Raw genomic sequence first — 12,816 nt, 5'->3', positions numbered from 1 at the left:
AGGAAAGTCATTTTTTCAACTCTTCCCCTAAAAGTCCAGATAACCCTAATCGAACAACACGACTTCAATGATTTTCATCGTGTTGTACCTTGCACGAAAGTGGTGCCCGGTTTGAACGCCCACTCTACGCTTTAAGGACAATGACTGTGTAATGAACAATTAAGTCATGCAACCAATGTATATGATTATATAAGAATTACTACGAAGTGATGAAGTCTAACCGACACATTATTCGAAGGCATTTATCAAGCATGTAGAAGTTGTTTACAAAAACAAACTATCCCCCACATTGACATAGTACGCTTTACCATTTTGCGCATCAATTGCGCGAATATGTCCAGTTGTTTCAGTGTAGGACGGAAGGTAGACCACTTCGTAGAACGGCTCTCCGTCTTCATCATACGCTTGTGCTAACGCAATTTCCATGTGCAATTTTTCCAACAACAGTTTTTTCGCTGCCGCTTTGGATAGCTTCGGCTCCGTGCAAATTTGAAGAAGCGATTCTTCCTCCATTGGTTCAATTGAAGCGCTCACAATCCGACCTGATAAAACGCCTACTAGGATGCACGTAACGCTTTCATCGACTGGTACTCCATTCACTTGGTATTGAAAATAGAACGGCACTGTTTCTTCTTCTTCGTTTAGCAGTTCATCCTCCCACTCCTCAAAATCATCTTCATACTCATCGTCTATGAACGCTTCAAGTGGCGTTTCTAACGCATTCGCCACCTCTTCCTTTTGCATAACAAAATGCTCAGACGCTTGTGGGAAGATGGCAAACAGAAAATCCAGCGCACGTTGTTTCAGAAAATCAGTTGTAAGACGTATTGGTTCTCCTTTCCATGGTTCGCCATTGTAAAACACTTTTGGCAAGTTAGTAACTCGATGCGTATGAATTGTGATTAGATTCTCTTCGTAAACTTCAGACATGTCTAGCTCATTGGGTAAATCGATTGAAGGGTGCATAAATTTTTCAATTAACACATCCTCCTCGCTTTGCTCTCCGATTTTTCTATGATGACGTGTCACCCCGATCCATTCATGTAGCGATTTAGTAGGCGGAACACGCATCTCGATAGGTTCTACTTGACCCCCGACTGATACGACGGCTGGCTCTACCCCTGAAGCCGGAATGTCAATCGCATACTCTTTAAGCCCATATAGAAGCCGGTACGTATTATCTCCATTTGCATACAGCTCCGTATCTAACAACTGCACAATCAAATCAAAATCAATGTATGAAGCATACTTTTCTTTCGCCTCTTCAGGGGTAATGATATGCGAAGGATATCGGATTTCCGCTTGTTCATGTGTGTAACTGAATTGAATGACTTGCCCAGTTGGTGAAATGGACAAGGAGAACCCAATGCCTGGCACGTCTATCCCATATCGCTCCTCTTTCGCTCCATAGGAAACGATGAATAAGTCGTTTATATCAATGATCGACTGCAACTGATACGTTTGTAAACCAAGCGGATAAAATTGCGTGATGAAAGCTTCTGCAATTGCTGGCATATCATTACTCGTCAACTCGCCGTTCTTCTCCTCACAAAAATAGGAGAAATTCGATAAACGATTGGATGCAGTAAGGATACACTGGCCTACGACTTCTCCAGTATCCTCTTCAAGAATATCGTAGATTTCACCAGCATCCTCCTCTTCCACTTTCACAAATTGCACGTGTTGTGCCATCCATTCCTGCAAAGCTCTAAAAACCGGTTGCATATGTTTAATCATCCTCTCTGTCATCTAAAAATAAAATCTTTAACTACATCATTTCACTAATTTTCACAGATTACGAGATTAATCGATCCTTGATCAAAGACAATAACGGCTCGCTGATATCTTGATTACTGTATTTATTTCAGAAAATCAAAACGAACAATTTTTCTCTCTCTCTTTAAGTACGAACTCAATTACACAATAAGTACATTATTTCTCAATCCACTCTTGTTCTAAGACACTGTATAATAAAGAATCACGCCAGCCATCTCTCAGCAGTAAATCCTCTCGTAATCTGCCTTCTAACGTCATTCCTACTTTTTCTAACACCCGTGACGAGCCAATGTTTCTTGGATCGCATGTAGCAAAAATCCGATGGAACTTTAATTGACGAAAACCGAAAGTAAGTAAGGCGTTTGCAGTCTCGGTTGCATAGCCTGAGCCCCAATAAGCCGGGTGAATGATATAGCCGATCTCACCAACTCTGTTCGTATGATCCTGTTTAGTAATCTCGCCAGCACCAATCATCTTCCCGTTCTCTCTTAGCAATATGGCAAAAACAAAACGCTCCCTGTTATCCTTCGCAGCATCGCGTAAAACCTGCATTACAAACTCCTTGGAATCTTGTTCTGTGTTCGGTCCCCAAGGCTGATATCGACAAACCTTTTCTTGAGAAGCATAGTGATGAACGCCCACCCAATCCTCTTCTTCCAATTCTCGTAAAAGAACCCGCTTGCTTTTCAACATACCGACCATATACATTTCCCCCTTGGAATGAATCCTAACAATATATGCTGACTCCTACTCAGCAACACAACATGAATATAAGTGCTCCATTTGTAAAGCTTACCTAAGCCTTTGATTCACCAGAACCACCAACAATCCCCTAACCAATCACTCCACCCACTCCGAATGACCGTGTTGTTTACAGCCAAACAAATAACAGCCGCCCTCAGAATGTAATTCAAACTCAAAAATCGGTCGATAGCCTGCCTGCAATTTTGCAAATAGTTGTTGTAGGCCTTTTAGTTCCTCATGCAACTCCTGAACTTTGTCGGCTTTATCCGCTTCAGACCAATGTTCATCGCATATTTCCTGCTTCTCTTCTTCGATTTCCACTTGCTTGTCCTCAACCGCCTGATCGATCACTTGCCGGCAAGCGTGCACATCATGTAAGCGGAATAAAACATACGCATACCGACCGATCACGTAAGGCGAAACGAAATAATCTTTCCACTCTTTTTCAAACATGTCCCGCGCTTCTTGCCAGCAGTCCAATTCCACATAAGCATCTGCCGCTTCGATTGCCCCTAAATAATGAGCAGACTCACTGTTCCACTCGTCAAGTATTGATTTGGCAACTGCCAACTCCCCGTTTCGAATACGTGCGATTACTTCATACCAACGAACGATATCCGAGTCTTCAGCGACTGCATGGAATCCGTCTGCCGCTTGCTTAAAACGATCCGTATGAAAGTCGGCAACTGCTAAATTATGAATGGCTTCACGTGACGATTCAATAGTAATCGATGTCGTCAACAGTTCCCTTGCACTTTCCCAATCCTTCTCCCCCAACGCAATTTCTCCGAGCATGTTAAACGGAAAGTGACTGTTCGGGCACAGCGCTACAACCTCTTCCAGAAGCGGTTTCGCTCGACGCACATCCTCTTCTTCATACAAGTACATCCACGCCAAATTATTCAACGATTGCACTGTCCGCTTTTCCTTAACCACCTGCTCAAGCAGTGCAAGCGCTGCATCATATTCATTGACCTCAAATAGTTGAAGTGCCTTTTCATTTAGATTAACCGTCATTCTCCTACATCTCCTATTGTAAAATTCACTTTGACTATTGTAGTCTTCCTACATCAGGATATTACACAGTAAACACGCACAAACGCAGTTTTCGTTTGTGCCAAGCTCATTGGCGAGCAACTTTATCTATTATCTGTAACTAAATTGCTCCCACCGATAAAGAGAAGTCAGCAGTAACTCTTCTCAAACAATTGAAAGAATACCTGTCATCTATAGCAATTATATCCCTCGTTGAAGTAACTGTACATCAATAGTATAATGAGTAAAACGGGGTGATACTGATGGAAACTCAATTGACGGAAATGATGGGAAAAGTCATGGACAAGCTTACTTCTATTGAATCGGAAATGACCAGCATGAAGGCCGAAATGAACACAAGATTTGATGCGGTCGATACACGATTAGATGCAGTTGAATCAAAATTAACAGGGGTCGGCCAACACTTCGAAGAGTTATCAAAAAACACGATACAAGTCAAAGATAATTTGACGAAAGAACTCAAATACATTACGCATAAAGTGAATGCACTTGACCGGGAATTATTTATGCGCACCACTCCACAATAATTGTTTAGCGTCCATTATATAACAATTTACATGAAAGAAGGGAGCCCATTCAATATGACGGGCTCCCTTCTTTCATTTTATTTGTTTGGTAATCGTGTTGAATTCACTAATTTCATTCTTTCACAGGCAAAGCAGTCCCTCAAAACAACTCCACCCGTGTTGTAGGTTCTTACGTTGCACTACCGACCAACAAATCACATGGACGCCCAATGATGTCAATCTTCCCGTCTTTAATCTTCACAATCCGGTCCGCCAGTGCATGCGCATCATTGATATTGTGCGTGACAAATACAGCAGTCGTATTAGCCTTCTTAAGAATGCGCCGAAGATCTTCCCTAATTTTCACTTGAAGATCTGTATCAAGGTTACTAAACGGCTCGTCAAGCAGGATAAGTTCAGGTTCTGGAGCGATTGCCCGTGCAAGAGCAACCCTTTGTTGTTGGCCGCCGCTCAATTGATGTGGATAGCGTTTTTCAAAACCTTCCAGTTCAACGAGTTCAAGCACTTCATTTACACGCTTCTGCTTCTCTTTCCGACTCATCTTCGAAAGCCCAAATAATATGTTCTCCTCTACACTCATATGAGGGAATAGCGCATAGTCTTGAAAAACCATCCCAATTCCCCGCTTTTCTGGCTGAATAAATGTCCGCGCATCCATAATTTTTCTGCCATTCAATGTAAACGAACCCGCATCCGGCATTTCAAGACCTGCGATCAAGCGTAAAATTGTACTCTTTCCACTTCCGCTTCGACCAAGGATAGAGATGACTTCCCCTTTTTCCACTGTAAATGAAATGCAGTTAACTGCTCTCGTTACTGAATTAGCATACGAAAAACTCAAATCTCGAATGTCGATGAACATATCATTTCGGCTCCTCTCTTAGTAGCTTATTGAAAACAATAATGGCAACTGCGCTGACACCGACAATCAGTAACGAAGCCTGTGAAGCCTCCATGATTTTTTCATCACTTGCATACTGAAATGCTTTCGTTGCAAGCGTGTCATAATTGAATGGTCTTAAAATAAGTGTTAATGGAATTTCTTTGAGAATATCGACAAACACAAGGACAAATCCACTTATAATCGCACCCTTCATCATCGGAACGTCGATTTTGAAAAATGTTCGCAATCGGCTAACCCCTAACATGCGAGAAGCGTCATGGAAATCCGTGCCGATTTTATCGAATCCAGCTTCAATCGAATTATATCCAATCGCAAAAAAACGGATGACATACGCACTAATGAGCATGAAAAGACTCACACTTAAGACAAGATCTGCATCCATCCCGAACCACCGATAACCAGGAGCAAAAAAACGATCAAGCGCTATAAATGTCGTAACGACCGCTACCGCGATGACTGCCCCCGGAATTGAATAACCAAGTATGGTCAATTTAGGTAGTACTTTTGCAAATTTATGATGGACGAACCGGCTAAAATTACCGATGATCAACGAGAATACAATAATCAATGTCGCGCTGAGTGCAGCGACAGAAACAGAGTTTTTCGTATACACGAGAACCTCATCCATCGGCACTTTTCCAAACGTCAAGATCACCCAATCGACCAGCTGAATGACAGGGATTAGAAAGGCAATGCTAAAAATCGTCAAGGTATACATCGTAGCAAAAGCGGCTGACTTCCCTTTCAACTTGACAAGAGGAAGCGGTCTCACTTTTGTCGTTGAATAACTGTATTGTTTACCACCACGTAGTAAACGTTCCACCATTAGAATAAAAATCACAATGCCCATGAGGGAAGCAGCGAGTTTAATGGATGAATCCAAATCACCAAGTCCGAACCACGTCTGAAAAATAGCTGTACTGAACGTTTGAATACCAAAATACTTAACGACTCCATAATCATTTAACACTTCCAAAATCACGAGACTTACGCCACCAATAATTGAGACGCGTGAAATTGGGACAACTACTTTCAAGAAAACTGCCCACGGCCCTTTCCCGAGGGTACGAGCACTTTCAATGAGCGACGCGGATTGATGTGACAAAAAAATTCTCGTAATCATATATACATACGGATAGAGAAAGATTGTATAAATGAAAATGGCACCTGGCACATTCATGATGTCAAAGAAAGCAGGATTAGGATTGATTTCAAACTGGTTACGGAGTGTCTTTTGAATCACACCCGTGTAATTCACAATGCCATGATACGTATAAGCACCGATAAATGGCGGAATTGACAAAGGAAGAATGAGTGCCCACTTCATGAAATTTCTTAGCGGAAAATCATATTGGGCAATTAACCAAGCAAGGCTGAGACCAATTATTATCGTAAACAATGCCGTAAATAAAACGAGTGTTAATGAAGATTTTATATAATCTAAGAGCATGTATTCCTTAATATGCGTCCAGTTTTCACTTGCTGGTGAAAAAATGCCGGTTACAATCGAGATATTTGGTATAAATAGCAAGATAATAATTAGTATAGCTCCAATTGTCCACCCATTCACGTTCGCCAAATACCTGTTCATGACAAATCCATCCTTTATCTTTTCCGCAAGAAACCCCTTACCGCAAAAGCGGCAGGGGGCTTACTCTTTTTATTTCCAACCGACTTCGTTAAAGATCATAATCGCTTTCGCGTTGTTCTCTCCAAGCGTTGGCAACGGAATATCTTGTTCTTTGAATTCACCCCAAGATTTTAGGAGCTCAGAAGGTTCAACATCCGGATTCACCGGGTATTCATAATTCGCTGAAGCAAACTCTGCTTGTGCTTCTTCACCCGTAATGAATTCAAGTAATTTCATTGCATTTTCAGCATTTTTCGATCCTTTTACAACGCCTGCACCGCTAATATTCACATGTGCTCCCGTTGTTTCTTGGTTCGGGAAGAACACGCCAAGATTCTCAGCTACTTTCACTTCTTCCGGATCTTGTGAGTTCAGCATTTGGCCAAAATAGTATGTGTTCATAATCGCAACATCACCGATTCCAGCAGCAATTGCTTTCGCTTGGTCTCGGTCTCCACCTTCAGGATTACGAGCAAGATTGTTAACAATTCCTTGTGCCCACTCTTTCGCTTGCTCTTCTCCATTTATTTCAATGAAAGAAGCAAGAAGGGACTGGTTATACACACTTTCCGAAGAACGAACAAGAACTCGTCCTTTCCACTGATCTTCCGTTAGGGCTTCATAAGTAGAAAGTTCTTCAGGTTTCACTTTTTCTTTATTATACACTAAAACTCGTGCACGTTTCGTCAAACCTACCCACATATCGTCATGATCTCGGAATTTTTCTGGCACTTGTTTAGCTAAAATGTCACTTGACACCTCTTGAAGCAAACCATCTTCCTTCGCACGGAAAAGACGTCCAACATCTGCTGTTAAGAAAACGTCTGCTTTCGTTGCAGTACCTTCACGCTTAATGCGCTCAATCAGCTCATCAGCTTCACCTTTGATGACGTTCACTTTAACGCCTGTTTCTTCTTCAAACTTTTTATATAATTCATTATCCACATCATAATGTCTGCTTGTATATAAATTCACTTCACCAGATTGTACCTCTGGCTCTTTTTTTGTTTCTTCTTTTTTGCCCTCGTTACTTGCACTGCCGCACGCAGATAATACAAGCATCATAGCGACAACAAGAAAAATCATACTTTTCTTCATACCTATTCATCTCCTGACTTCAATTAATTGAAAATGATTCTCAATATCGTTGATAATATAATGAATTTCTGCGCTCGTCAAGAAAAAAATCGAAATATGTTTAACAATGTTTCAATAGCGGAAAACCTTATTGTCAAGAGACCAATCAGAATCGTTATATAGGAATAGCACTTTGTACTTCCTAGCGGTATTTGCGCCTCAACGGAACATACATGTATACAAAGAAAAAAAGAGCGATCCAATACCTTTTACATTCAGATATGGATCGCCGTTTTTATTGTATTTTTATTCCATCGAGATTAAGAGTACCCTCAAATACCCGCTACGGAAGAAACTATATATCGCTTACCACTTATGGCAATCTGCGCAATCGTCGACTCTTCTCTCCTAATTACTCCGTACTTTCACCTTGCTCATGTACGTCCTTCAGTTGTTGCCGCAAATCATCCAATTGCTCCTTGTTCTGATGAACCGTATCCATATGCTCATTTTTTTCCACTGCATTGGCAAAGGCATTTTCTGCTCGTAAAATCGAATTAAAAGCATGTTCGACCGCCATTTCTTCAGGGTTTGACAACGCTTGCTTCACCGAGCGTTCCGCCTTTTCAACAGCATTGCTCAGCTGGGAGCTCGGGTGGTTCTTTTTCCAGCTAGGATTCGAATCGTTTGTCACAATCATCATCCCTCCTATTATAGATGGACTTAGTATAGTGACAAAAAGGGATTCTATGCATAGGTGGTTGATTTTCGACGGTGCATGGAGTAGAAACATTCATGTTAATTTAATCATTTTAAACAGGTATTTAAGTATTAATTGCTAATCCACCGATACATTTTACAATTATGTAAATGACTTGGCACTGGCATCATTTTCTCATTACTGTCATACCAGCATTCGCATTTTTGTGAAATAAAATAATCCAACCTTGATAGTAAGCTAAACCTAAGGGTGGATTACTTTTTAGTTTTATTATCGTTGAATTCAATATCAAATGGTTTTTCCTCGTATTCAGAAACATCGTACGGACCGATTACCTGATAACTACTAGAGACTTCCTCCTCCAAATCAACATTTTGGGAAGGAACCACATATAATGCATCTGAAATAATTTTTTTAAGGTAATTTGGCTCAGGAGATTCTTCTACATACGAGTCCATAGTTACTGGGAAGTCCTCGTATATTTTTTGACAATGGCTTGCTTTAATTCACTGGATGTTAATTGACCATTTTCATACTGCTCTAAAAGTTTTTTTGTAAATGCGCTCGGTTTTCCACCATCAATCGCTGCCATTCCAACAGCGAACTGGACTTTCTTTCTTCTTTCGAAGCGTGACTCTTCTTGCATCTATACCACCACGCATTTTAGTTAGTATAACCATTATAACAGCTTTCCACCTAATGCAGGTTACAGTAGATGGTATGTAATAGCAGATTCCCTTCAGGAGGCTCTGCTCCCAAGATAAAATAGTCCATTTATTTATATGAATGAGATATTTATTATGGATAGAAAGAATTGACATAGATAACTTAATAATAAACCTTTTTCTTTTCATTTAATTTTTGTTCAGCCTCGTCAATAATCTTATTTTGTATAGGAAAAGTTATTGTATAAATAGCAATCATTAATGAAAACAGGGTAACTCCATTAAACAATGAAATTGAATCCTGTTTTTTCACCCAATCTGACAGCTCTCCAACTTTAGTTAATGTTTCTGTATTTTGATATTTTATAAATAGAAGCAGGCCATAAAACACAAAAACTAGGTATATTATCAAATTTATTAGATTCAAACTAAAATATAATTTTTGGTTGTCAAGCTCAATATATTTTGATAATTTCTTTAAACTTAGTCTGTTTACTCGATTATTACCTTCTAACTCATATGGAAACATTTTTTTCAAACCAAGGATGAAAACAAAATTAAATAACAAATACACAATGATTCCAACAATAAATAAGTAAGCAAAAAAACTAAAACAAAACCATAGATAACAAAATTGCTATCTCCTACAGATAAAAGTAGTGTAATTAAAGTCGATGTAAATAAAAGTAAAATCAGCATTAATATATAGTGCTTTGGAAGGTTTCTCTCCCCTCTGAATTTTTTTGAAAAAATTAAAAGGCACAAAAATATCAATGTTAAAATAACTAAAACAGTAATTCTAAAAATATCATTACTGATTAATAAAGAACTGGGCACACCACAAAAACCTATGAAAAATACTGTAAATTCAACCAAACTCAACTTCCCCAATTCAGAAAGTTTATATACTTTCTTCAAGTTTCTCACTCCTTGTCTGTTTCATGAAACTCCAGTTAAAGTGCCACACTTAGAATATCCATTAGTGGAGGGTGCCTGTGCCTGTGCCAGAAACATTCACATCAATTCAACCAATTTGTATAGATATACAAAAAATATCTGCAAATCCATCAACTGAGATAAATACATTTATGTATATGAAATTGTAGTGAATTAACTAAATTCAACCTGGCACAGGCACCTGTTTTAAAATTATCCCGTAGTCGGTACCTCTGATATTGCGCGATTTTTCGTTTACATAGTCCACATTTCGACTTCAAAAAGCTAAACACATAAACGCCCCCCCTTGCTCTTATTTAAAAAGATCATTTGAAATTTGTGCCAATAATATTTATCGCAACCAATTTATATATCTATTAGTGTTGCTAAGAGATTTATCTGAATCCAGTCCACATATTGAAACGATAGTTATTCATCGCTTCGCATAGCTTTTATTGCTCTGCGTGTCTGTAAATAAACGAGCAACTCTTCATGCTCCTCTTCACTAATTGCTGTTCCATCCAGGTGAATTTCACAACTTTTAAATGAATCGTATGAGGAAAGTTCAACCGCAGCCTGCTTACTGAATGCCAAATAATCCAATGATACGTTGAAATATTCTGCAATCATTATGAAATGCAGAAAGCTTGGACCCTTCCTATCCGCTTCATAATTCCACATCACACTTTTCGCGATGCCTAGTGTTTCAGATAATTTCTCTACAGTAATGCCTTTAGAATCTCTAAGTTCTTTTAATCTACTTCCAAAACTCCCCACAGAAACACCTCCAATTTGAAACATTATTATATATAGAAAAAGGTAGGTAAACTTCATCTTATTGCAGGTAATTGACAACTTGTGAATCAGGCATTTTTTAGACAATCCACATTTCGACTATTAAACGAACACTTCCATGTCCCCTTCCTCTTTTTCTACAAAATTCCCACTACTTAAATAGTACCATATCACTAACAATATGTTCCATCGAATATACAAAGATTTCTGATAGATAACTTACATTCACTTCTATAAGTTCTAAAGCATTATAAAATTCAATGAGAACCTAGTGCGAACCTAATTGGAAATTCAATGTATTATTTTCTGAATCTTATTGCTTTTATATACGTATAACTAGTAAAATCAAATTTGAGGGGGAGTTGTGTGAAACATATTAAAAAGTATTCAATTGTATGGATGTCGATTTTTCTTTTAGCAGGCTGCTCTTTTATGTCTCCTAAAGATTCAACGGATGCAACATTGAGCATCAAACCGTATACATTGAGCGAACATGAAGAGTTATTGCTTTCTATGGCGGGAGCAAACAATCCGCAATTCTTTACAGTGAACGGGAAGATTGCCGAAAATGAAGATATAACGTATTCCGTCGAGGTCTATCATAAAGGGAAATTCAAAGAGGAACTTCTTCTCACATCTTCAACGCAAGACAAACATTTCGATGGTAAATTGATCTCGTTCACCGTGACGGAACTTGATGAAGAAAACGTAGCAATCAAGCTCAGCTATCCTTCAGGGAGCACATCGATCACATACCCTATTGAAGTTGGAAGCTTAGCCCGGTCATTTGGGAACCTCGTCATTTCAGATTCCACTCTCCACAAAGACAAACCAATTTATCTTGCCGCTTGGGTTGGGACAAAAGGTAGCACGCTGTTTACTTTCGCACCCTCGAAAGACAGCGGTTTACCTGAAAGGCTTGAAACCTATGACATCGCTTTGCTGTACAAGGTCGTTTGGACGGATGCGGAAGGAAACTGAAGAAAAAATTAAAAACAAATTTAATTTTTTACGACACTCGATGCAAGGAACTGACGGTGCTTAACCAGTCCGTTCCTTTTTTTATTATTAATGTCGTTTTTAAGCTTTTATGGACTACTATTTTTTACATTCAACGTATTATTTATTACCTAAGAAATATTGGCAGTGGAAGGGTGATAAAATGTTCATTCACGAATTCATTGAGCAATTTAACATGAGATACCCAAGTATTGACAAGACAGAACCTGCGTCGGAAGAAATGATCTGCGCATATGAGAAGACTCTTGGGTATCCCTTGCCTCCATCATTTAGATTGTTTTTGAAACACTTCTCAAACGGTATTTTCCTGTTGGATTGCGAACCTATTGGTGGTGTTGACGATAACTCTCCTTGCGCAGACATTCGTAATGTTCACGACCTTATTCCGGATATTCCAAGTAAAGTACTCCTAGTAGAAACGAATGAATGGATTCGTTCAGCTACATTAATTTCTTTTACGATGTTTGATGCAGGTGATAGTTCGAATAATCATTGGGTATTCATCTGTGATGACAATGTAAAAAATCATGAGTACCGTGTTGGTTTTATAAGCCAAGATACAAAGAAAATTATTAAAACACTAAGCAATTTTGAAGAGTGGTTAAACATCTTATGGAAAAATGAGCAACATGGTGAAATGAGTTTACCAGTTTTTCACGTATTATATCCAAGCTTTGACGAAAGAGTGTTATTGATGAATGGATAAATGGAGATATCCTTGCCTTGAACGTATCACTAGTATAAGGCACACGATATGTAGGAATTGTTTAAGGAACCCTATCTCATTGTAGGGACATTTGTAGTTTTTGATGTACTCCATTCTTTTCTTTCTAAGAAAAAAAGAACATTAAAAAGGTCGCTCCTGAATGTTTTTATTCCCAGTCTAGTTATTTTTCTCGTATCTCTCCTAGGCTCTAGCTTATTGAATTGACGGTATCATCGCCAGAAACCTTCACCTGTGTGAT

14 protein-coding genes are annotated in these 12,816 nt (G+C 39.1%); 3 read left to right on the top strand and 11 right to left on the bottom strand.

Annotated features, from left to right (window positions below; translation table 11 throughout):
- Positions 1-264 precede the first annotated feature (264 nt).
- The 3 genes from NRI27_RS08030 to NRI27_RS08020 all read right to left on the bottom strand — a co-directional run bounded on the left by NRI27_RS08030 (position 265) and on the right by NRI27_RS08020 (position 3,537).
- On the bottom strand, positions 265-1,725 hold the full coding sequence (locus NRI27_RS08030) for a YcdB/YcdC domain-containing protein (protein WP_371390241.1): 1,461 nt from the start codon (positions 1,723-1,725) through the stop codon (positions 265-267).
- A gap of 207 nt (positions 1,726-1,932) precedes the next feature.
- Entirely contained in the window at positions 1,933-2,478 is a 546-nt protein-coding gene (locus tag NRI27_RS08025) for a GNAT family N-acetyltransferase (protein ID WP_371390240.1), read from the bottom strand.
- Positions 2,479-2,616: 138 nt separating this feature from the next.
- Positions 2,617-3,537 (bottom strand): tetratricopeptide repeat protein, encoded by a 921-nt coding sequence (locus NRI27_RS08020; RefSeq protein WP_371390239.1) that lies wholly within the window; start codon positions 3,535-3,537, stop codon positions 2,617-2,619.
- A 281-nt stretch (positions 3,538-3,818) separates the two neighbouring features.
- Here NRI27_RS08020 and NRI27_RS08015 point away from each other — a divergent pair, with 281 nt between their 5' ends.
- Positions 3,819-4,103 (top strand): hypothetical protein, encoded by a 285-nt coding sequence (locus NRI27_RS08015; RefSeq protein ID WP_371390238.1) that lies wholly within the window; start codon positions 3,819-3,821, stop codon positions 4,101-4,103.
- A 169-nt stretch (positions 4,104-4,272) separates the two neighbouring features.
- Here the strand turns inward: NRI27_RS08015 and NRI27_RS08010 are convergent, their stop codons facing one another.
- The 8 genes from NRI27_RS08010 to NRI27_RS07975 all read right to left on the bottom strand — a co-directional run bounded on the left by NRI27_RS08010 (position 4,273) and on the right by NRI27_RS07975 (position 10,813).
- The gene (locus NRI27_RS08010; RefSeq protein ID WP_317943811.1) at positions 4,273-4,965 is read right to left on the bottom strand and encodes an ABC transporter ATP-binding protein; all 693 of its coding nucleotides are present in this window, start codon (positions 4,963-4,965) and stop codon (positions 4,273-4,275) included.
- A gap of 1 nt (position 4,966) precedes the next feature.
- Entirely contained in the window at positions 4,967-6,598 is a 1,632-nt protein-coding gene (locus NRI27_RS08005; protein WP_371390237.1) for an ABC transporter permease, read from the bottom strand.
- A gap of 69 nt (positions 6,599-6,667) precedes the next feature.
- Positions 6,668-7,735, bottom strand: a complete 1,068-nt coding sequence (locus tag NRI27_RS08000) for a Fe(3+) ABC transporter substrate-binding protein (protein ID WP_371390236.1) — start codon at positions 7,733-7,735, stop codon at positions 6,668-6,670.
- A 391-nt stretch (positions 7,736-8,126) separates the two neighbouring features.
- Positions 8,127-8,408 (bottom strand): hypothetical protein, encoded by a 282-nt coding sequence (locus NRI27_RS07995; protein WP_317943805.1) that lies wholly within the window; start codon positions 8,406-8,408, stop codon positions 8,127-8,129.
- Between the two features lie 487 nt (positions 8,409-8,895).
- Positions 8,896-9,081 (bottom strand): antitoxin VbhA family protein, encoded by a 186-nt coding sequence (locus NRI27_RS07990; RefSeq protein ID WP_371390235.1) that lies wholly within the window; start codon positions 9,079-9,081, stop codon positions 8,896-8,898.
- A 182-nt stretch (positions 9,082-9,263) separates the two neighbouring features.
- A complete protein-coding gene (locus NRI27_RS07985; protein ID WP_371390234.1) occupies positions 9,264-9,629 on the bottom strand; it encodes a hypothetical protein in 366 nt (121 codons plus the stop codon).
- 5 nt (positions 9,630-9,634) lie between these two features.
- Positions 9,635-10,018 carry a hypothetical protein gene (locus NRI27_RS07980; RefSeq protein WP_371390233.1) on the bottom strand — a complete coding sequence of 128 codons (384 nt, stop codon included), beginning with the start codon at positions 10,016-10,018 and terminating at the stop codon, positions 9,635-9,637.
- A 447-nt stretch (positions 10,019-10,465) separates the two neighbouring features.
- On the bottom strand, positions 10,466-10,813 hold the full coding sequence (locus NRI27_RS07975) for a helix-turn-helix domain-containing protein (protein ID WP_317946550.1): 348 nt from the start codon (positions 10,811-10,813) through the stop codon (positions 10,466-10,468).
- Positions 10,814-11,197: 384 nt separating this feature from the next.
- Between NRI27_RS07975 and NRI27_RS07970 the strand changes: the two genes are divergently transcribed.
- Positions 11,198-11,812, top strand: coding sequence for a hypothetical protein (locus tag NRI27_RS07970; RefSeq protein WP_371390232.1), 615 nt, complete (start codon positions 11,198-11,200; stop codon positions 11,810-11,812).
- Between the two features lie 181 nt (positions 11,813-11,993).
- Complete coding sequence (locus tag NRI27_RS07965) at positions 11,994-12,557, top strand: SMI1/KNR4 family protein (protein ID WP_371390231.1); 564 nt, start codon at positions 11,994-11,996, stop codon at positions 12,555-12,557.
- Positions 12,558-12,816 lie beyond the last annotated feature (259 nt).

The sequence above is a fragment of the Sporosarcina sp. OR05 genome (genome assembly GCF_041414805.1).
Classification (GTDB): domain Bacteria; phylum Bacillota; class Bacilli; order Bacillales_A; family Planococcaceae; genus Sporosarcina; species Sporosarcina saromensis.
This window is presented reverse-complemented; position numbering and strand designations above follow the sequence as displayed.